This window comes from Bacteroides sp. (assembly GCA_036351255.1).
Lineage (GTDB): Bacteria > Bacteroidota > Bacteroidia > Bacteroidales > UBA7960 > UBA7960.
On sequence record JAZBOS010000109.1, the window covers coordinates 21,485 to 43,204 of the forward strand.

Sequence of the window (21,720 nt, forward strand, 5' to 3'; positions counted from 1 at the left end):
TGTCGGTTTTTACCGGATCATTTTCAGGAAATTCACTTCTTTTTCAGAGAGGAATCTCCATCTACCCCTGGGCAGGTCTCTTTTCGTTAGTCCGGCAAAGGTTACCCTGTCGAGTTTGGTTACCTTATATCCAAAATGCTCAAAGATGCGCCTTACAATCCGGTTTTGCCCGGAGTGAATCTCAATGCCGATTTCTTTTTTATTCTCTGCTCTGTCAATATATGATACGGCATCTGGCACTACAAGGTTATCCTCAATTTTCACGCCCTGTGCGATTGATTCCAGGTCTGCTTTTTTGACAGGCTGATCAAGGTGGACATGGTAAAGTTTACTAACGCCATGTCTGGGGTGAGTCAGTTTTTTAGCCAGTTCACCATCGTTGGTCAGCAGGAGAAGTCCAGTGGTATTCCTGTCGAGGCGTCCTACGGGATAGATTCTTTCGGGGCATGCACCCCTGATGAGGTCCATAACGGTCTTGCGTTCCTGGGGGTCGTCGGAAGTCGTGATGTAATCCTTGGGCTTGTTGAGCAGGACGTACACTTTTTTCTCATTGATAAGCCGTTCATTGCCATACTTCACCACATCCCCCGGCTTGACTTTGATGCCCATTTCGGTAACGATCTCGTCATTCACGGTTATGGCCCCATTTTTAATAAGCATGTCAGCTTCACGACGGGAACAGACCCCTGCATTGGCAATATATTTGTTCAGGCGGATGCTATCGTCTGCAGGGTCTTTTCGGGGCGCTGGCTTTCGGCCAAATTTTGGCCGGTCCGTAACTTTTTCAGGACCGTCTGTATACCTTTCTTTCTTAAAAGGGCGATCTTTTGAAAAGCGTTTTTCGCGGGCTTGCGAATCATCCGCTGACTTTTTTCGGTCTCGTGAATAGGGCGAAGCAGGCTTTTCTCGCCTGCTGTCTGTAGCGCTGCGATCCTTCTGGAAAGGTCGTTCCCTGGAAGGTCTGCTTTCTTTCTGATAAGGCCTGTCTTCCCTGGAAGGTCTGCTGTCTTTCTGATAAGGCCTGTCTTCCCTGGAAGATCTGCTGTCTTTCTGATAGGATCTGTTTTCTCTGGAAGGCCTGTTGTCTTCCCTGGAAGGTCTGCTGTCTTTCTGATAAGGCTTGTCTTCCCTGGAAGGCCTGGTGTCTTTCTGATAGGACCTGTTTTCTCTCGAAGGCCTGTTATCCTCTCTGGAAGGTCTGCTGTCTTTCTTATAGGGCTTGTCCTCCCGGTTTCTTTTGTCGGGACGGGCCTCACGGCTGGTATGCTTTCCCGTGTTTCTTCTGCCAGGGGTCTCCTGACGTTGGTTTCGCCGGCCTCCATTGGATCCGGCTGATGTTTTTCTCATTCTTTCTTGTAATTGAAGTGTTAATTATGCAACGCTTTTTTGACTAAAAAAGTGTCAGGTTGGGGTCCTGCCATGGTTTTATTAATTCAGGGTTGTTGTTGGCAGCATTGTTTACTTTTTGGGAAACCTTATAATGTTTCATTTTTTCGGAAGGGAAGGGCTGAAGAAGGTCATCCAAAACGGACGGACTGGTTTCCCTGAGCCAGGCAGCATGCCCCTCCTGGTCCAGGATAACAGGCATACGGTCGTGAATTCCTTCGAGTAGTGAATTGGCCTGGGTTGTAATGATGGAAAAGGCATAGTAGCGGCAGCCATCGGGTGTTTCCATCAGATCGAAAAGGCCCGCGAAGGAAAATAGTTCTTCGCTTTCCAACAGAAATCGCCAGGGTTGTTTTATTTTCCTGGTTTTTTCCCATTCAAAAAAACCATCAGCAGGAATGATGCATCGCTGGCCGTCGAGCAGACGGCTGAACATTTTTTTTGCACGCAGGGATTCAGAGCGGGCATTGATGACCAGCGAAGACTCACCCGAAGCGTTTTTCCAGGGGGCTTTAAGTCCCCACTGAAACATTTGTATGCTAAGGGGTTGATTCATAGCAATCACCGGCAGGCTTTGAGCAGGAGCAGCATTGAATAGTTCGCCCTGAAAACCTGAAGGTATCGTGACATTGAAATGCTCACCGATTTCCCTGGCCTTTTTGCTAATGGAATACCTACCGCACATGATGATGTTGTATCTGATAAAAAAAGGCGCTTGAAGCGCCTTTGAGATCTTTTGTTTACCGATGCTTAATCGGTTATCTTATTCAATTTATCAAAAGCGCTATTCACTTTTTCGAGCAATTCGTCAAACAGCGAACGGTAAAAGATCCGGAGGCTTTGTCCGTTTCCGTTGACCTCAGGATTGTTGATCCGGTAGATCATATTTTCGCGGAACTCAATCATCTCGTTAATGATCTGATCCAACTCTTCGCGCTTATCCTGTTGGGTATACTGGTGGATCATGCAAGTGCCGATCACTTCATCGATCAAATAATTGAGGTCTTTCTTAAGGTTCTTTATGCTTGCCATTTTTCGGAATTATTTTGACTGCAAAAGTAACAATACTTTTTGAGCCTTTTAAGAAAAAAATCAAATTGTTAGGCTTATAAAAAGTCAATCATTTCAATGTTGTATATCAACACGGCATTGGGAGGAATGGTATATGAGCCATATTCGCCGTAAGCAAGCCCCGAAGGAATGAGGAGAATCCCTTTGCTGCCGCGGTTGAACATCGGGATTCCGTATTTAAATCCCAGGATGGTACTATTAAGGTTGAAGGTGGAGGCGGTGCCTGCACCAAATTCATCCCCGTCTAACAGGAAGCCTGTATAATTAATAATTACGGTGGATGTTTCTGTGGGGAAACTTCCAGAACCTTCTTCTTCAATGACATAGAAAACACCGGATTCAAGTTCCTGGGCATCCAGATCATGTTCTTCAATATATTCCAGGATTTTTTCCCGGTCTTTTTCGGCCTGTTTTTCGGGATCGTCCGAACCACAGGATGTAATCAGACCAAGGATAAAAACAGGAATGAGAAAGCGGATAACAGACAAATTTTTGAAATGCTTCATTCTTTCTAATGACTTCAGTGACTTAAAATTGAAGGCAAATTTAAGAATAAAAGGCCTCGTCTCGACAAGACCCCCCGAAAAGAAATTACCTCAATGGCCTTTTGGCGGTTAACCTCCTTGCTAATTCAAATAAGAGAAATGGGTTGTTACCATTATTTTTTAAGGGAAGGCCGGACGAGAACCTCAAATGTTTCAATGTTTATTTTAGGTTTTGATCATTGGTTTATCATTCTCGTCAGTCAACAGCACTTCCAGTCCAATGATTCCAACAGAGCCTTTTCCGGCTCTTACCATGGTCGTAGTTTAACCGGTGTTTATTCGGTTTAAACTGAATAAACACTGGTTAAACACCGGTTAAACACCGAGTCAGGGATCACTCCAAAAGGAACCTGTCCGGGTCCTGCTGGATACGTGAAATGTTGGTTAAAGGTATGAATAACAGATATTTAATGGGTTCTGGGCCAGTGGCTTCTTCGGTTTAGGCAAAAAAAAGGGACTGCCTCAAGTTACTAAGGCAGCCACCTTTTCGAGAAAACAAAACCAAAGAATGATGAAAACAAAAAAAAGGGAAACCTGAAATGAATCTAATCTACATTATCATGAAGGAACGAATTATTTGATTTTATCTGCACTTTCTCATCGTCTCCTTCATTCAAAGTGTATCTGGAGACCTGTGACTCAGAACTCAGAGGGGTATTGTTAAGGTTTACGTTTCGTCTTACAAAAGCAGGTTGTCTTTCCAGATCCTGGAGGCCTTCAGGGGTTTTGAGTTTCATGCTCAATTCGCGCAGTCGTTGCTCCCTATCCCTAATTTTTCGCTGCAGTTCGGCTTCTGATACAGGATTTGCCATGGGCTCTTCTTCCGGTCTGGTTTCCTGGTAAGGAGCGTTTTGGTTGCTGGGGGTGGCCTTGGAATCCCTGAACGAATTGTTGTCCTCTGAGACTGGAAACTCGAAAGTCACGGCTGGCTGGTCTGCCCGAATCTCGGGTTTGTTGTCAGGGGTCTTTTCTGCCGGAGGATTTTGCCTGGTATATTTTCTCATGCCACCAGCTTCCTCCTGGTAAGGCTCATTTTGACCCACATGTCTGGCTTTTTCGGTTTCCTGATCCATCTTGATCACCTTTTTCTCAGGCATCTGGTCAGGCTGATAGCCTTTGCCCACTCCAAAACCTGTAGCTACAAGGGTAACATTGATTTTTGACCCCAGGGATTCGTCTTTACCCAGTCCCCAGATAATCTCAGCGGTTGAGCCTGATTCATCCTGGATATAATCAGTGATCTCGGTGATCTCATCCATAAGGATCTCCTCAGTGCCGCTGGTAATGTTAAGCAAAATGTTTTTTGCACCGCGGATGTTATTATCGTTGAGCAGAGGAGAAGAGAGGGCCATTTCAATGGCTTTGATGGAACGATTTTCGCCTTCGGCATTTCCGCTGCCCATGATGGCTACGCCACTGTTTGACATGACGGTTTTTACATCAGCAAAGTCAACGTTGATATTCCCGGTAAGGGTGATGATCTCGGCAATGCCTTTGGCTGCTGTTGTCAGAACATTGTCTGCCCGGGCAAAAGCTTCGGTAACCGAAAGGTTTCCATAGAGCTCGCGCAAGCGGTCGTTGCAGATAACCAGAAGGGTATCAACATGTTCCTGAAGTTGTTTTATGCCTTCTTCAGCTTGCTGCCGGCGTTTTCTTCCTTCAAACATAAAAGGGATGGTAACAATCCCAACGGTGAGGATTCCCATTTCTTTGGAGGCGCTGGCAATAACAGGGGCTGCACCCGTACCGGTACCACCACCCATCCCAGCTGTGATAAACAACATTTTGGTCCCCTTATCCAATACTTCCTTGATGCGTTCCAGGTCTTCTATGGCGGCATTTTTACCTACTTCAGGGAGGCTTCCGGCACCTCTTCCCTCGGTGAGGCTCACACCAAGTTGAATTTTATTGGGGACAGGACTCATGTCCAATGCCTGGCTGTCGGTATTGCATACAATGAAGTCAACACCTTCAATACCTTGCTTGAACATGTGGTTAACGGCATTGCTGCCGCCGCCACCAACACCCAATACTTTGATAATGGATGATTGGTTTTTTGGCAGGTCGAATTTGATCATTTCTTTGGTCATAATTTTCGGGGTTGAAGGTAAATATTTTCATTTAGAGGTTGAAGGGGAAAATGGAACTTTTATTAACAGGTTTTTCCGCCTTATTGTTAATAAAATCGGATTAAACGGACTGGTCTTTTTCAAAAAAATCAATACCTTGATTGAATAGTCTTGAAAAGAATCCGGAGCCTATGCCAGGCTTGGAGATTTTTGAGGTTTGTCTTTTCTTCAAAAACTCCTTATTGTCCAGACCTTTTATTACCAGGCCAATCCCTGTGGCATGCATAGGGCTTCCAGTTTCGCCCGAAAGGGATTTGGCCAGATGCTCATTAGGATACCCAATGCGGGTGTCCATGCCGGTAATAAATTCGGTAAGCTGGGCTGCATGACGCAATTGGCTGCCACCGCCGGTAAGGACTATTCCTGCAATAAGTTTCTTTTCAAAGCCTGAATTTTTGATTTCGTAAAGCACGTGTTCGATGATTTCTTCCATTCTTGCCTGGATAATATGGGCCAGGTTTTTCAGTGAAATCTCCTTTGCGCTACGGCCTTTCAACCCGGGGATGGAAACCACTTCCTCATCTTTGTTTTCGCTGGCAAGGGATGAACCAAATCGTTTTTTCAACTCTTCAGCCTGGCTGCGGATAATGGAACAGCCTTCCTTCACATCATCGGTAATCACATTTCCACCCAGTGGAATCACAGCTGTATGACGAATAATGTCATCCTGGAAAATAGCAATATCGGTTGTGCCTCCACCAATATCAACCAGCGCTACGCCGGCTTCTTTTTCTTCGCTGCTAAGAACGGCTTCGGCCGATGCCAGGGGTTCGAGGATCATACTTGAAATCTCAAGGCCAGCCTTTTTTACACATTTCTCAATATTTTTTGCAGCCGCCACTTGCCCGGTGATGATATGGAAGTTTGCTTCGAGCAAAATTCCTGACATCCCAATTGGGATGCGGGTTCTTTGCTGATTGTCAATGATATACTCCTGCGGGATTACATGGATTATTTCTTCTCCGGGAGGCAAAACCAGTTTGTACATATTCTCAATGAGGTTGGAAACATCGTCCTGTTCGATCTCGTCATCAATGCTGTTGCGCATGATGCTCCCACGGTGCTGTAGGCTGCGGATATGCTGCCCGGCAATCCCCACGTTGACTACTTTTATGTCAACCCCAGAATTATGGCTGGCTTCGGCTACCGCCTTATTGATGGAGTCCACGGTGTTTTGAATGTTTTCAACCACACCCCTGTTCACACCAAGGGAATCGGAGCGACCAAGCCCCAGAATCTCGACTTTTCCGTATTCATTTTTCCGTCCAACGATACAAGCGATCTTGGTGGACCCAATATCTAATCCGGCGACAATTTCTGATTGTGTCATAACAGTGCTTATTTTGAACAAATTACTTGATTACTATATTTTAAATTAATTCTTCTGTAATGGTTCCAACCGGTTCTGGTCAAACCATTTTGGTAAAAGATCATCAGTTTCTGGAATTTTTCTTCCATTTGATCCAGGGTTCCAAATTCAACAACATGTGCTCCGTTCTTGGGCGTTAATTCGAACTGGCCATTTTGGGTGACATAAATGTGGTCGATATATGCATTCCAGAATGGATCGTTCTCAATGAAATTGGCCAGGTGAAACAGCTCCCTTAAAATTCTTTCATTGGTAGAAATCTCCTCTGGTTTTTTTTCTTCCCGGAGATCCATCAAAGGAGAGTAACCGGCATGGATGTGCCCTGTCGCTACCAAAACCCTTGCTGTGTATTCCTGGCTAAGGGGCATCATTGACCCTTTGCGGTCCAGGTAATAGCTTTGGTTGTGTGAATTGATGACCCTTATTATTGGCTGGCGTTGCGTAATGGTTATATTCAGGTCTCCATCAATGGTTTGAAAAACACTGGCGTTCTCAATATAGGGAATTCCTGTAACCACCGATTCAATCTGGCCTAATTTGCCCTCGGGCAACTGCTGTCCTTCGATTTCACTAACTGAATTTTCAACCTTGGCTTTTACTTCCTCCGGGGTGATGAACTGATGGCCGCAACGGTAATCCACGCTCACCAGGAGCTGATTACAGGGGAGTTTTCGGTTTTCTTCCACGGCAAATCCCAGCAGAACCAAGGTTGCGACTGGTATGGCGATAAGCAGCAGTATATTTATTAATTTCCGGATCATAAAGCCTTTCTTTTCAGGAATTCAACAATATCGGGAACCAGGCGGTCGATATCGCCTGCTCCCATTGTCAGTAATACTTCCGGTGGGTTCTTTTCCAGGGTTTCCAGAACCTCTCCCTTACGGATCAGGAATTTCTCTTTCAGATCAATTTTTTCCAAAAGCATTTCTGCATGCACCCCTTCAATAGGCAGTTCCCTTGCGGGATAGATATCGAGCATCCAAACTGCATCTGCAAGTCCCAGTGATTCACTGAACTGTTCGGCAAGATCGCGGGTCCTGCTGAAAAGGTGAGGCTGGAAGATTGCTGTTATCTTTTTCCCGGAATAAAGCAACCTGGTAGCTTTAATACAGGCTTTGATCTCTTCAGGATGATGGGCGTAATCATCAATGTAAACGGCAGCCGGTCCCTGGTAACAGATCTCAAATCTGCGTTTTACTCCCCTGAATGTGTTCAAGGCATTCATGATGGTTATACTGTCCATGCCCATACGCCAGGCAATGGCTGCTGCACCTAAAGCGTTTTCCAGGTTATGGTGGCCCGGGAAGCCCAGTTCAAATTGCGGGGTTTTTATCATCCCGTCAAGGGCAGTATAAAACTTCCCGTTTTTAACTTCGGATTCCCTTGCCATAAACGCTGCCGGCCCCTCGCAATCATAGGTCAAGGTTTCTCCGGGGAAATCTAGCTTGCCTTCCAGGCTTTTTTTAATCACCAGGGTGCCATCGGCCTTTATTCTTTTTACAAATTCCCTGAAACTTTCAATTAAGGCTGATTCTGAGCCGTAAATGTCAAGGTGGTCAGCATCCATGGCACTGACCAGGGCAATATCCGGTTTCAATTGGAGGAAAGACCGGTCGAATTCGTCAGCTTCCACAACGGCCCATTCTGAAGGCTCCTCTGAAAGGAAATTCGTTTGGTAATTCACACTGATGCCCCCCAAAAAAGCAGTGGTTTTAATTCCGCCTGTTTTCAGGATGTGGGCAATTATGGTGCTAATGGTTGTTTTTCCATGGGTGCCAGCAATGGCAACGGTCTTCATGTCATTGGTAATCAGGCCAAGCAGTTCTGCCCGCTTCATCATGGGAATATTCCTGCTTTCCAGCCCGTTGAACAAAACAGTGTTTTTGGGAACTGCAGGCGTATAAACAACCAGGTCAAGATTTTCAGGAATGATGTTTTCCTGATCCTCAAACCAGATTTGAATGCCTTCCTGTTGCAGGGCGTTGGTAATGGAGGAGGGAGTTTTGTCGTAACCGCTAACATTGACTCCCCTGGCATGGAAATAGCGGGCAAGGGCACTCATGCCAATGCCTCCAATGCCGAGGAAGAATATGTTATTTAAGCGGTTAATATTCATTTTATTTGTTTTTTACCAGGCTTAAAGCCACCCCTGCAATCACATCAGCAGCATCCCTGAATGATAAACCAACGAGTTTTTCCTTTAGCCTGAATCGTTTTTCTTCGTCCTGGATCAGGTCGAACACAACAGGCCCCAGCTTTTCCTTTACTTCTGCATCCCTGACCAGCACCGCTGCATGGTGATTTACCAGGGCCAGGGCATTTTTTGTTTGATGGTCTTCAGCAACATTGGGTGATGGAATCAGAATGGCAGGTTTCTGTACGGTGCATATCTCAGAAACTGCAATGGCGCCTGCCCGGCTGATTACTACATCGGAAGCTGCATAGGCAAAGTCCATCCTGTCGATGAAAGGCTTTACATAGACCTGGTTTTCATAACCCTTTACCAGGCCCAATGCATTCTGGTAAAAGTGGGTGCCCGTTTGCCAGATGAGCTGAATTCCCTTTTCCATGAAGAACTGTAGGTTGTGCGCAATGCTTTCATTGATCGAATAGGCGCCAAGACTTCCGCCGGTTACGAAAAGGACAGGTTGGGTTGCTGAAAAGCCAAAGAATGTCATGGCTTCTTCATATTTGCCCTCCAGGCTAACAATGTCTTGTCTGACAGGGTTCCCGGTAAGGTATAGTTTTGATTTCTCAAAAAAGCGCTCCATGCCTTCATAGGCCACACAGATTTTGTCTGCTTTTTTTCCAAGGATCCGGTTGGTAAGGCCCGGGAATGAGTTCTGTTCCTGTATCAGCGTGGGAATGCCCTGTTTGGCTGCTGCTCTGACAATGGGGCCACTGGCATAGCCACCCACCCCGATCACAACATCCGGTTTAAAACGCTTCACGATATTTCTGGCCCTCACCAAACTGTCGAGTAACTTAAATGGTACTTGCAAGTTTTTCCAGGTCAGCCTGCGCTGTATGCCTGAAATGTTCAGTCCAATGATGTGAAATCCTGCTGCAGGCACCTTCTTCATTTCCATACGCCCCTTGGCACCTACAAAAAGAATTTTTGCATTGTAAACCTTCTTTTTCAGGGCCAAAGCTATAGCGATGGCCGGGAACACATGGCCCCCGGTGCCGCCTCCGGCAATGATCACCTTCAGCTCATCAGCTTGTGACAATGGCTTTTCCATTTAATTCGTTTTCTTCAATTTTTCTGCTGACACTTAATATGATCCCAATGGCCAGGCTGGAGAACCATAAGGAAGTTCCTCCCATGCTGATCAGGGGAAGGGGCTGACCGGTTACCGGGAAAAGATCCACGGCCACTGCCATATTGATCATTGCCTGAAATACAAGGCTGAAACTAAGACCGGCTGCCAGCAATGCCCCGAATGTGCCGGGGCTTTCCCGGGCGATTCTGATTCCGCGGTAAAACAATATCAGGTATAAGATCAGGACAATAAAGCCCCCTATCAGGCCATATTCTTCGATGATAATGGCATAGATAAAGTCGGAGTAGGCGTGAGGTAAAAAATTACGCTGGGTCGAATTACCAGGCATTTTACCAAAAACACCTCCTGTAGCAATGGCGATTTTTGCCTGCTCCGTTTGGTAATTATCTCCTGGTTTACCAACGAAAGTTTCAATGCGATTTGACCATGTAGAAACCCTGCTTCCCTCAGGCATTTTGGTGGCAATTAGAATAAACAGGGCGAGACCTGCCAGGCCGATTCCTCCAAAGGCTAATAGGTATTTAATGTTGACCCCTCCGATAAACATCAGGATAACACAAGTAAGAAACAGGATCCCTGCTGTTGAGAGGTTGGCAGGAAGGATGAGTCCCGTAATGATCAGAATGGGCACCAGCACCGGAACAAAGGCATCCTTGAAATCTTTGATGGTTTCCTGTTTTTTGGTCAGTATACGCGAAACAAACATAATCAAAGCCAACTTGGCAAAGTCTGAGCTTTGGAAACTGATATTTATGATGGGCAGGGTAAGCCAGCGGTTGGCCTCGTTGATGTTGGTCCCCCTTACCAATGTAAGCAACAGCAGGGGAGCGGCAATCCAAAGGGCAAGTTGGGAAATCCTTGAGTAATAGGTGTACTTCACCCGGCTGGCCAGCACCATTAAGCCCAAGCCTAACAACATAATGATGAAATGCTTAATGATATAGTAACCCGTATTCCCCGCGCGAAACCGGTAAGCCAGCGTGCCCGTTGAGCTGTAAACGGCCAGCAGGGAAAAAATGGACAAAAAGATCACCACCATCCAGATTGCCCTGTCACCTTTAATTTTTTCAAGGATTCTGTTCATTTCCTTATTTATTATAAGTCGTAAACTGCCTGCTTAAATTGTTTGCCCCGGTCTTCGAAATTCTCAAAAAGGTCGAAGCTGGCACATGCAGGCGATAATAATACTACATCACCCGGATTGCCTGCCAGATATGCAGCTTTGACTGCATCGGCGGCTGAACGGGTTTCAAAAATTGCGGGTACCTTTTCACCAAAGACTTCCAGGATATGGCTGTTGTCCTTGCCCAGGCAAACGATGGCTTTAACTTTCTTTTGAACCAATTCGGTCAACTCTGAATAGTCATTGCCTTTATCCTGCCCCCCAACGATCCAAATGACCGGTTTATTCATCGACTCAAGTGCATACCATGTGGAATTCACATTGGTTGCTTTGCTGTCGTTGATGAACTCTATGCCACGGACAAAACCCACTGACTCCAGCCTGTGTTCCACATTTTGGAAGTCGCTGAGGCCTTCTCTTATAACTTCCTTGCGGATTTCGACCAGGCGGGCGGCAATGCCACTGGCCATACTGTTGTAAATATTATGTTTCCCTTTTAGACTCAGTTCAAGGAGGTCCATGGTGAATCCCTCAGATTTTATGTTTATATTCAACTTGCCTTTTCTGTCAATCCAGGCGCCTTTCTTCAGGGTTTTCTTTATGCTGAAGGGGATCAGCCCGGGTCCGTTTTCCGTTTGTTTTATCCTGGCCTCCAACACGGGGTCGTCGGCGCAGAAAATGATTTTATCAGCTGGGGTCTGGTTCTGCAAAATGCGCAACTTCGACCCGATGTAATTCTCAAAGCTGTTACCGTAGCGGTCGAGGTGGTCGGGCGTGATGTTGAGAAGCACTGCAATGTCTGCCCTGAAGTCTTTCATCCCATCCAATTGAAAGGAAGATATTTCCAGAACATATACGTCGTGGTTCTCTTCTGCCACCTGCCAGGCAAAACTGTTTCCCACATTTCCCGCAATACCCACATTCAGGCCTGCCTTTTTCAACAGGTGCCCGGTGAGCAGGGTTGTGGTGGTTTTACCATTACTGCCAGTGATGCAGATGGTTTTTGCACGGGTATATCGTCCAGCAAACTCAATCTCTGAAATGACCGGTATCCCTTTATGCAGAATGGACTGAACAATCGAAACCTTTTCGGGAATGCCCGGACTTTTCATCACTTCATTAGCATTCAAAATCAAATTCTCGGAATGCTTCCCTTCTTCCCCGCTGATATCATGATGTATAAGAGCGTTTTTGTATTGTTCTTTGATGGCTCCCTTTTCGGAGACAAAAACATCCCATCCTTTTTTGCGGGCTAAAATGGCTGTTCCTGTTCCGCTTTCTCCTGCGCCAAGCACAACCAGCCGTCTGCTCATTTTTACCTCAGTTTTAATGTTATCACACTGAACACGGCCAGGATGATCCCAACAATTAAGAACCGCTGTACGATTTTAGCCTCATGGTACCCCAGAATCTGGTAATGGTGATGGAGGGGTGCCATCTTGAAAATTCTTCGTCCTTCTCCATAGCGTCTTTTAGTGAACTTGAACCAGCTCACCTGCATAACTACCGACAGATTCTCGACTAGAAAAATGCCGCAGAGCAAGGGTATTAGCAATTCCTTGCGGATAACAATGGCAAACACCGCAATGATTCCTCCTAGGGCAAGGCTGCCTGTATCACCCATAAAAACCTGAGCAGGATAAGTGTTGTACCACAAAAAGCCGATACAGGCCCCTACAAAGGCCGCTATAAAGATCACAAGCTCGCCTGTCATAGGGATATACATGATGTTCAGATAGTTTGCGAACACTGTATTACCTGACACATAAGCCAGGACTCCCAGGGTAGCACCGATGATGGCCGAAGTTCCTGTTGCCAGCCCGTCAAGGCCATCCGTTATGTTTGCACCGTTTGAAACTGCCGTAATGATAAGAATGACGATGGGGATAAAAATCAGGAATGACCATTTGAAATAATCCCCTCCCAGAAATTTCAACAATACAGCATAGTCAAATTCATTATCCTTAAAAAAGGGGATGGTTGTTTTGGTTGATTTGACCGATTCGATTGAAAATGCTGATGCCGGACCTGATGAATCCTCCAGCACCATTATCTGGCTGGTGTTTTCAAATTCCAGGGGTTGGTTATCCTTCTCCCTTATTACAACGGAGTCATTAAAATAAAGGGTGGTCCCTACAATAATGCCCAGAATGATCTGTCCCAGTATTTTGAATCGCCCATGCAGCCCCTTTTTGTCCTTTTTGAAAACTTTGATGTAATCGTCAATGAAGCCAATAACGCCAAGCCATATGGTTGACATCAGCATCAGGATAATATATATATTGTCCAGTTTGGCAAAAAGCAATGTTGGGATAAGAATGGCCGCAATGATAATGATACCTCCCATGGTAGGTGTGCCCTGTTTTTTCATTTGACCATCCAACCCAAGGTTACGTACGACCTCTCCGACCTGTTTCTTTTGAAGCATGCGAATGATTCTGCGGCCAGAGATCATGGTAATGAAAAGCGAAAAAATCACAGCCATGCCTGCACGGAACGAGATGTATTGAAACACGCCTGTTCCTGGAATCTCAAATGCTTTATCAAGGTAATCGAACAAATAGTACAGCATGGCTCTGCTCTTTCGTTTATTTGCCCCTGGCTCAGCCCAGGTATTCCTTTAAAATCTCCTTATCGTCAAAGGGGTACTTTACCCCCATGATCTCCTGATATTTTTCGTGTCCTTTGCCAGCAACCAGGATAATGTCACCCGGGTTTGCCATGGCACATGCCGCATGGATGGCTTCACGCCGGTTTACAATGGTGAGCGTCCGCCTAATGCTGACAGGGTCAAGGCCGGCTTTCATTTCTTCAATGATCTGCTCGGGCGATTCGTTCCTGGGATTGTCACTGGTCAGGATTACCTGGTTGCTAAGTCTGGCTCCAATGGCTGCCATTTGCGGACGCTTTGCCGCGTCACGGTTTCCTCCGCAACCAAATATCGATATCAGTTTCTCTGTCCCCGTCCGTATTTCATCTATGGTTTTCAATACATTCTCAAGTGCATCCGGAGTGTGGGCATAATCTACTATTCCAATCACTCCATTTGGTCCATTGAAAAAGTCAAACCTGCCCTCTGCAGGTTTACAAGTACTCAGGGCAGTCAGCACTTCATCCTGCTCGAGGCCAAGCATACGTGCAGTAGCATAAATAGCCAGAAGGTTGTATGCATTGAATTCACCTACCAGCTTACACCAGACTTCTTTTCCATCGATAAGGAGCTGTAATCCAGAAAAACCGTTTTCCAAAATCTTGCCTTTGTAATCAGCCATATTTTTCAGGCTGTAGGTCTTTTTCCTTGCCTGGGTGTTCTGTAACATCACCCTGCCATTCTTATCATCCAGGTTGGTGATGGCAAATGCCCGCGCATCAAGCTGGTCAAAGAAGGTCTTCTTCGCTTTCAGATATTCACTGAAGGTCTTGTGAAAATCCAGGTGGTCGTGGGTGAGGTTGGTGAACACCCCGCCTGTAAAGGTCAATCCGGCAATGCGCATTTGAACCACTGCATGTGAACTGACCTCCATAAATACAAATTCACAACCTGCATTAGCCATTTCATGCAGAAGGCCATTCAACTGCAGGGGATCAGGGGTTGTAAAGTTGGATTGGATTTCCTTTTCTCCAACTAGGTTGCGTACCGTTGAGATCAAGCCACAGGTATAACCCAGTTGCGAAAACAGCTCATACAAGAGGGTAACTATCGTAGTTTTTCCATTGGTGCCGGTAACTCCGACCAGTTTTAGTTTTTCCGAAGGGTTGTCAAAGAAGTTTGAAGCGATGATGCCAAGAGCATATGCTGAATTCCTGACTTTTATAAAGGTGACCGTTTCGGGTGTCTCTTCAGGAAACTCTTCGCATACAATTGCAGTAGCACCGCTTTCTATGGCCTTGGAGATATATAGGTGGCCATCGGTGGTAAGCCCTTTTACTGCAACAAAAAGTGTGCCGGGCACTACTTTTCTCGAGTCAAACGCCACGGCTTCCACTACACGGTCGGTAAATCCCCGCGTTTCGAGCAGTTCAGTTTTATATAATATGTCACGAAGGTTCTCCAATAATTCTGAATTTTCAGTTTAACTCAATATAGATTTGATAGCCCGGATTGACCCTCACTCCTGGTTGGAGACTTTGCCGCCTGACAATTCCACGGCCAGTAAAACGTACACGAAGACCTGCATTTTCAAGTACATACAAAGCATCTTTCAAACTCATGCCAACGGCATCAGGGACCAGATTTTCAATTAAGTTTTTCTCCCAGAAACTGACAGTATCATTACTGGCTACTGTAGTTGTCCAGCTGCTTTGAATATTGTCGATCATCATGCAATCGAAAGCCGAATAAATGGTCCTGACATCCTCCGCATTAGCATTGCCAAAGGATGGGAGATAGGCCAGCAGATTCTCAGTGGTTTGGGGCTGGGGGTACTCTAATTGGGTGGCAAAGATCTTATCTGACACCTCTTTGAATACGGGGGCTGCAACCTGGCTGCCGGTATAAATATATCCCTTGGGATTGTGTATTACCACGATCATGCTGTATGCCGGTTGGTCAGCCGGGAAAAAACCTACAAAGGAAGAGCGATAAGATGTTTTTCCACTTGTGTTGCGATATCCCTGGCTTGTGTTGGCCACCTGGGCTGTCCCGGTTTTCCCGGCGATGGAATACAGGGGGGTGTAAATGTTTTTGGCTGTTCCGTTTTCAACCACTCCAATCAGCATTTCCTGGATCAACTTCAGGGTTGACTGGCTGGCAATGCTCCGCTGAATTGCTTCGGGCTGAAACCGTTTGATGGTTTTCCCAGTTTGCCTGATTTCTTCCACAAACATCGGCTTCATCATTTGCCCCTGGTTGGCAACTGCATTATATAAAGATAGGGTCTGCAGGGGTGTTAAGGATACTTCATAGCCAATTGACATCCAGGGAAGAGTTACCCCTGACCACGAGGGGCTCTTGGGGTCGTTGATCCAGGGTTTGCCCTCACCGGCAATTTCTAGGCCCAAAGGTTGATCCAATTTCAGTGCCTTTATTCTGTCGATAAACTGCTGGGGACGATCCTTATACGCATTAAATACTAGCTGCGAAATGCCTACGTTTGAAGATACCTCAAAAGCATGTTTAACTGTGATACTGCCATGACCCTCATCCCTGGCATCTCGCATGATACGGTCTGCATAGCGGATTGCTCCTTCCCCGGTATGAACAATGTCATCTGGATTTACCTTCCCGTCTTCAAGCAAAGCCAGCATGCTTGCCAGTTTAAAGGTCGATCCGGGCTCTGCACTTTCCCCAACGGCATAATTGTAGGTTTCACGGTAGTTTCCATCACCTTGTCTGGTCAGGTTCGAAATGGCTTTGATCTTTCCAGTGGACACCTCCATCAGCACTGCAGTCCCAAACTCTGCTTCAAACCTGTTCAATTGCTTCAGCAAGGCATTTTCAACCATGTCCTGCATAGTGATATTAATGGTAGTTATGAGGTCTTTTCCGTTTTCCGGCTGAATCTCATTTTCGTCATTAATGGGCACCCAGCTTCCGCCTGCTGAGCGCTGCATAAGGCGTTTCCCCTGGATCCCTTCCAGCTCACGTCGGTAAGCACCTTCAAGGCCTACATATACACCCTCGGCCTCGTATCCAATGGTGCGGGCAGCCATGGTCCTGTAAGGCATTTCCCTACGGGCATGCTCATTCTCAATGCGGCCGCCACGGTACTTGCCAAGCCTGAAAATTGGGAAATCTCGCAAGATTTGAAGCTGGTTGTAGGTTACATTACGCTTGACAAGGAAATACCGCTCCTTATTGTTTCGCGCCTGGTTAAGCGTCTGCAGGTATTGGGCTTTTGAGCGGTCACCAAAAAGTTGGGAGAGCCGCAATGCCAGCGAATCGATCCCTTGCCGGTAAACTTCCTCTGAGATTACCTCAGGACTAAGGTCCATCCGGATCTCATAAATGGGTACGCTGGTGGCAAGCAACCGGCCATCATCAGCACAAATATCACCCCTAATGGCATCAATGTTTTCATAACGGATGGTAGAATTTTTAGCCATCTCCCGCCAATACTCTCCTTCAACGGTCTGAATAAAAATGACCCGCACCAGGATGGAAAACCCGAAGATTACCATGACAAAATATACCAGGTAAGTCCGTAATATTATTTGTTTCCTTTCATCCATTGTTGCCAGTGACTGTTTGTTGGTTTTCTTCAGTTTATTGAATGAGTTTTTTCAGCAGATTTCCATTCGATATTTTGGAAGGAATTTGCCTTGGCGGAACTGTTGATTCCACAAACCCCCGGCTGTGAAGCCTGCGTGCGATCTCCGACTGATTGCTCAGGTACATCAGCTCCGACTTCGTTAAGGTGTGCCGGGTGCGCAACTCAACGATCTCCTTGCGCAAAGCCTCCACTTCACGTGCCTTTTTTTCTGCGTAATAGGTGTTGGATATCAGGAAAAGAGCTAATCCTGTCAGGAAAAAGAAAAAAGGCAGTGATGCAGCCATCCCTTCCCTCGTGAGGATACTTCCATCCAATATGTTGTGGATGAAACGCGAAACAGCTCCCTTTTTGGTTGCTGTTTTTTTCTTCTTTTCCTGTCTGTATTTATTTGCCCCCATTTATTGATTCCCCGTGTTTTCCTTCTATGTTCTTTTTTCTGCAATCCGCAACCTGGCACTGCGCGCCCTGCTGTTCTGCTCCATTTCTTCTTCCCCGGCCATGAGCGCTTTCCCGATGGGAACCATTGGCGTCAATGGATTGCCAAAAAAGTCCTTTTCAATTTCTCCCTTGAAGTTGCCTGACTTCATAAAGTGCTTAACCAAACGGTCCTCCAACGAATGATAAGAGATCACTACCAGGCGCCCCCCTGGCTTCAAAACATCGGCGCTTTGCTCAAGGAACTCCCTTAAAGCTTCCAGTTCTTGATTGACCTCAATCCGGAGGGTTTGAAAAACCTGAGCAAAGAATTTGTTTTCTTTTCCTTTTGGGGCCAGCTTCTCCAAGATTCCTGTAAGTTGAAGGGTCGTTTCAATGCTTCTCTCTTTTCGGTGTCGATCAATGGATCTTGCAATCTTATTAGCATTCCGCAGTTCTCCGTAAAGGAAGAACAGGTCTGCCAACTTCTCCGTTGGATATTCGTTGATGACTTCCCGGGCCGTAAGTCCGGCTTCCCGGTTCATGCGCATGTCCAAAGGACCATCAAAACGAATCGAAAATCCACGTTGGGCCTGGTCAAATTGGTGGGACGATACCCCCAGATCGGCCAGGATGCCATCCACCGGTATTAAGCTGTAGAGTTTCAGGAAATTCCTTAAATACCGAAAGTTCTGGTTCAGAAACAAGACCCTTGGGTCATCCGGTACATTGGCCTCAGCATCCCGGTCCTGGTCAAAAGCAATGAGTTTTCCATCTCCCAGTTTTTTAAGTATGGCGGCTGAGTGACCCCCGCCTCCATAAGTAGCGTCAACAAATCGCCCCTCAGGAACCACCTGAAGCCCTTCAATGGAAGCCCCCAACAAAACCGGTTTATGATATCCTGTCATTTCCGGAATCTTTGGTGATTTTTCCCATGACATCCTCCGCCAGCGAAGAGAAGTCCTCCGGCTCATTGTTCATCATTGCTTCGTAAACATCTCTTGCCCAGATCTCAATCCTTTGTCCATATGCAAAAAGAACGATCTCCTTATCTATCCCCGCATATTCAAGCAACGACTTGGGCAATAGCAATCGGTTCGCTGCGTCCAGCGTGATTTCTGAAGCTCCCCTGAAAAAGTATCGCACAAACTCACGATTCTTTTTGTTATACAAATTCAGGGAGTTTACTTCCTGCGAAATCTTTTGCCACTCGCTTTGCGGATATAGCGTAAGGTTTTTCTCAAATCCACGGTTAATGACAAATCGCTCCTGGTCACCATCCATCAGTTGCTTTTTCAAGCCAGAGGGTAACATGAAGCGGCCTTTGGAGTCGACCTTAATATCAAATTCTCCAAGAAGATATGTCATTCTCCCACGAATTGGTTTTGGTTTGTAAATATAAGGCAAATTTTACCACTTTTTACCACTTTTTACCACATTGTTGATAACTTTTTGCCCTTGAAACCCTTGATTTTAAAGAAAAAATTCATAAATGGCTGATATTCAATTATTAAAGAATTTCATTTATTTAATTTGGTAATACATGTTTTTGGAATACAGATTATTAGCGAATGCGATGTTTTTTCTTGGATTATCCTTAATTTTGTGTTATCAGCTTCAGACCTTTCTGCATCGTGAAGGTTACCTGAATGGCTTAATGGATTAATTTTTTACTGCATACGCACATGGATGATTTAATGAGGGAAGAAGAGGAAGAACCAGTTGGGGATTTTTTGGATGTTGACAGTGTTTTCCGGAAGAAGGGAAAAAAGATCTATCCTTACATTCCCAAGTTCATCATCCGGTATCTGGAGCGGATTGTTCACCAGGATGAGATGAATGCCGCTTTGCGTCGGCTTCATCACCTTGATGTCCATAAATTTCTGGAGGAAATCCTTCTGAATGAATTCAAGGTAAACATCCGCACGCAGAACTTTGGCTACCTGCCCAAAGAAGGCCGTTATATTGTCGCCGGCAACCACCCCCTGGGTGGGCTCGATGGGATGGCGTTAATGCACGTGGTGGGAAAGAAAAGGAAAGACTTTAAATTCCTGGCCAACGATATCCTCATGGAGTTGCCCAATGTCAAGGAGTTGTTTGTGCCCATCAACAAGCACGGCCGCAACTCCTATGAGGCAGTCCGTATGCTCGACGAACTTTTCAGGTCAGATGAAGCAGTCCTGATCTTTCCGGCCGGTTTGGTTTCGCGCAAACAAAAGCATGGGATCTATGACCTCGAGTGGAAAAAAACCTTTATTTCAAAAGCGATCAAATATCAGCGCGATATTATCCCGGTTCATATCGATGGGAATAATTCCTGGTTTTTTTATAACCTGGCCCGCTGGCGGAAACGTTTAAGGATTAAGGCCAATATCGAGATGCTGTATTTGCCCGATGAAATGTTCAGGCAAAAAAACAAAAATATTACGATTACCTTTGGTGAACCTGTTTCATACACTACCTTTACTAATGCGTTAACGCATAAGCAGTGGGCTGAAAGGATGAAGGCACATGTTTACGGTTTGCCGAAAGGCCAGTTGAAATTTCAGGTTTAGAGGTTTCAAATTTAACCAGCAAGATGAAGGAGAATACAGAGGGGCTGATCCCCCCCGTAGCCAGGGATCTGATAAAGGGTGAGCTAACCCGGGAGCGTTTTCTAAGAAAAACCAATAACGCTTCCAATGAAATTTATGTGATAAACGCCAACAATGCGCCTAATTTAATGCGCGAAATCGGAAGGCTGCGCGAACTATCCTTTCGTACAGCCGGCGGGGGTACGGGTAAACCTTTCGACATTGACCACTACGATATCGGTTCCCAGCCCTATGAACAATTGATCGTTTGGGATCCCGAACAGGAAGAAATCGTAGGAGGCTATCGCTATCTTCTATGCAAGGACGCCCCGATTGACAGTCTGGGTGTGCCCAAGCTAGCCACTTCTGGCCTGTTTCGTTTCTCTGAGAAATTTCTAAACGAATACTTTCCTTATACCGTTGAGCTGGGTCGGTCTTTCGTTCAGCCTGCTTATCAGCCCTCCAGGGAAAACCGCAAAAGCATTTTTTCCCTCGATAACCTCTGGGATGGCTTGGGAACCTTGGTGATTGATTATCCTGATATTAAATATTATTTTGGAAAGGTCACCATGTATACCCATTTTAATTTATATGCCCGCGACCTGATTCTCTATTTCCTTAGGCGGTTTTTCCCCGATCCTGAAAACCTGGTTTACCCCATCGAACCCCTGGAATTGAAAACACCCGTAGAGAAATTGGAGAAGGTCTTTACTGGAAATAACCTGGAAGAGAACTTCAGGCTGCTCTCCCAGGCCGTCCGTAAACAAAAGGAAACCATCCCACCCCTCATCAATGCTTATGCTGCCCTGAGCTCTACCATGAAAACCTTTGGTTCAGCCATCAACCATGAATTCGGAGGGGTAGAGGAGACCGGCATCCTGATTACCGTTGCAGATATCCATGAAGCTAAGAAAGATCGGTATATGAAGAGCTACCTCGAAAACAGGGACTTGGAATAAATGGAAGCATACTTTTCCTTTAAATGACCAGAAAGGCTATTCATGGTGATTCGTTCAGCAGAATTCATTAAAAGTTCACCTTCCCTTGCGGAATGTCCCGAGAGCACTTTGCCCGAATACGCCTTTATAGGGAGGTCAAATGTTGGGAAATCCTCACTGATAAATTCCATTACCGGCTTTTCCAAACTGGCCAAAATATCATCCAGCCCGGGTAAAACCCAGTTGATCAATCATTTTCTGATCAATGAGGCCTGGTACCTGACCGACCTTCCAGGCTTTGGATTTGCCAAAGTCCCCGTCAGAATCAAGCGGAAATGGGATAATATGATCCGGAATTTTTTGCTGAAAAGGCCCAATCTTGTCTGTTCCTTTCTGCTCATTGATATTCGCCACGAACCCCTGAAAAATGACCTTGAATTCATGGCTTGGATGGGCAGCCGGGGAATTCCTTTTTACCTGGTTTTCACCAAAGCCGACAAGTTGACCCACAACCAACGGCAATCCTCTATTGCGGCCTATATGAAGGTGCTTTCCGAACAATGGGAGCCTCTGCCCCCTTATGTGGCTACAAGCAGTGAAACCGGGCTGGGCCGCGAAGACATTCTGGAGTTGATTGAATCGTTCAACCAGGGCTTTGAAGCCGAAGGGCTTTAGG

Annotated in this window: 20 protein-coding genes; 3 read left to right on the forward strand and 17 right to left on the reverse strand. The window is 46.0% G+C overall.

What is annotated here, in order from left to right; translation table 11 throughout:
• Positions 1–9 precede the first annotated feature (9 nt).
• From V2I46_10610 to mraZ, 17 genes are all read right to left on the reverse strand, one after another.
• Positions 10–1,347, reverse strand: a complete 1,338-nt coding sequence (locus V2I46_10610) for a pseudouridine synthase (protein ID MEE4177951.1) — start codon at positions 1,345–1,347, stop codon at positions 10–12.
• A 43-nt stretch (positions 1,348–1,390) separates the two neighbouring features.
• Complete coding sequence (locus V2I46_10615; GenBank protein ID MEE4177952.1) at positions 1,391–2,071, reverse strand: SOS response-associated peptidase; 681 nt, start codon at positions 2,069–2,071, stop codon at positions 1,391–1,393.
• Between the two features lie 65 nt (positions 2,072–2,136).
• The gene (locus V2I46_10620) at positions 2,137–2,418 is read right to left on the reverse strand and encodes a hypothetical protein (protein ID MEE4177953.1); all 282 of its coding nucleotides are present in this window, start codon (positions 2,416–2,418) and stop codon (positions 2,137–2,139) included.
• A 74-nt stretch (positions 2,419–2,492) separates the two neighbouring features.
• Positions 2,493–2,963, reverse strand: coding sequence for an FKBP-type peptidyl-prolyl cis-trans isomerase (locus tag V2I46_10625; GenBank protein ID MEE4177954.1), 471 nt, complete (start codon positions 2,961–2,963; stop codon positions 2,493–2,495).
• Positions 2,964–3,547: 584 nt separating this feature from the next.
• Positions 3,548–5,092, reverse strand: a complete 1,545-nt coding sequence (gene ftsZ / locus V2I46_10630; GenBank protein MEE4177955.1) for a cell division protein FtsZ — start codon at positions 5,090–5,092, stop codon at positions 3,548–3,550.
• A 100-nt stretch (positions 5,093–5,192) separates the two neighbouring features.
• Complete coding sequence (gene ftsA, locus V2I46_10635; GenBank protein ID MEE4177956.1) at positions 5,193–6,461, reverse strand: cell division protein FtsA; 1,269 nt, start codon at positions 6,459–6,461, stop codon at positions 5,193–5,195.
• 8 nt (positions 6,462–6,469) lie between these two features.
• Entirely contained in the window at positions 6,470–7,261 is a 792-nt protein-coding gene (locus V2I46_10640) for a hypothetical protein (GenBank protein MEE4177957.1), read from the reverse strand.
• Positions 7,258–8,616 carry a UDP-N-acetylmuramate--L-alanine ligase gene (murC, locus tag V2I46_10645; protein MEE4177958.1) on the reverse strand — a complete coding sequence of 453 codons (1,359 nt, stop codon included), beginning with the start codon at positions 8,614–8,616 and terminating at the stop codon, positions 7,258–7,260. The genes V2I46_10640 and murC overlap by 4 nt, the downstream gene beginning before the upstream one ends.
• 1 nt (position 8,617) lies before the next feature.
• The gene (gene murG, locus V2I46_10650; GenBank protein ID MEE4177959.1) at positions 8,618–9,742 is read right to left on the reverse strand and encodes an undecaprenyldiphospho-muramoylpentapeptide beta-N-acetylglucosaminyltransferase; all 1,125 of its coding nucleotides are present in this window, start codon (positions 9,740–9,742) and stop codon (positions 8,618–8,620) included.
• Complete coding sequence (locus V2I46_10655; protein ID MEE4177960.1) at positions 9,717–10,868, reverse strand: FtsW/RodA/SpoVE family cell cycle protein; 1,152 nt, start codon at positions 10,866–10,868, stop codon at positions 9,717–9,719. Before V2I46_10655 ends, murG begins: the two co-directional genes overlap by 26 nt.
• Positions 10,869–10,879: 11 nt before the next feature.
• Positions 10,880–12,220 (reverse strand): UDP-N-acetylmuramoyl-L-alanine--D-glutamate ligase, encoded by a 1,341-nt coding sequence (murD, locus tag V2I46_10660; GenBank protein MEE4177961.1) that lies wholly within the window; start codon positions 12,218–12,220, stop codon positions 10,880–10,882.
• A gap of 2 nt (positions 12,221–12,222) precedes the next feature.
• Positions 12,223–13,479, reverse strand: coding sequence for a phospho-N-acetylmuramoyl-pentapeptide-transferase (gene mraY / locus V2I46_10665; protein MEE4177962.1), 1,257 nt, complete (start codon positions 13,477–13,479; stop codon positions 12,223–12,225).
• Between the two features lie 31 nt (positions 13,480–13,510).
• A complete protein-coding gene (locus V2I46_10670) occupies positions 13,511–14,962 on the reverse strand; it encodes a UDP-N-acetylmuramoyl-L-alanyl-D-glutamate--2,6-diaminopimelate ligase (protein ID MEE4177963.1) in 1,452 nt (483 codons plus the stop codon).
• A 13-nt stretch (positions 14,963–14,975) separates the two neighbouring features.
• Entirely contained in the window at positions 14,976–17,078 is a 2,103-nt protein-coding gene (locus V2I46_10675) for a penicillin-binding protein (GenBank protein MEE4177964.1), read from the reverse strand.
• A 34-nt stretch (positions 17,079–17,112) separates the two neighbouring features.
• Positions 17,113–17,517 carry an FtsL-like putative cell division protein gene (locus V2I46_10680; GenBank protein ID MEE4177965.1) on the reverse strand — a complete coding sequence of 135 codons (405 nt, stop codon included), beginning with the start codon at positions 17,515–17,517 and terminating at the stop codon, positions 17,113–17,115.
• 24 nt (positions 17,518–17,541) lie between these two features.
• Entirely contained in the window at positions 17,542–18,441 is a 900-nt protein-coding gene (gene rsmH, locus V2I46_10685) for a 16S rRNA (cytosine(1402)-N(4))-methyltransferase RsmH (GenBank protein MEE4177966.1), read from the reverse strand.
• Entirely contained in the window at positions 18,425–18,901 is a 477-nt protein-coding gene (gene mraZ / locus V2I46_10690) for a division/cell wall cluster transcriptional repressor MraZ (GenBank protein MEE4177967.1), read from the reverse strand. Before mraZ ends, rsmH begins: the two co-directional genes overlap by 17 nt.
• 317 nt (positions 18,902–19,218) lie before the next feature.
• On the opposite strand from mraZ, the gene V2I46_10695 reads away from it, so the two are divergent.
• From V2I46_10695 to yihA, 3 genes are read left to right on the forward strand one after another with little or no spacing between them, the layout of a single operon-like run.
• Complete coding sequence (locus tag V2I46_10695; protein MEE4177968.1) at positions 19,219–20,088, forward strand: 1-acyl-sn-glycerol-3-phosphate acyltransferase; 870 nt, start codon at positions 19,219–19,221, stop codon at positions 20,086–20,088.
• A 23-nt stretch (positions 20,089–20,111) separates the two neighbouring features.
• On the forward strand, positions 20,112–21,065 hold the full coding sequence (locus V2I46_10700; GenBank protein MEE4177969.1) for a GNAT family N-acyltransferase: 954 nt from the start codon (positions 20,112–20,114) through the stop codon (positions 21,063–21,065).
• A 42-nt stretch (positions 21,066–21,107) separates the two neighbouring features.
• Positions 21,108–21,719: a ribosome biogenesis GTP-binding protein YihA/YsxC gene (yihA, locus tag V2I46_10705; GenBank protein MEE4177970.1), complete on the forward strand. Its 612-nt coding sequence runs from the start codon at positions 21,108–21,110 to the stop codon at positions 21,717–21,719.
• The last annotated feature ends 1 nt before the right edge of the window (position 21,720 follow it).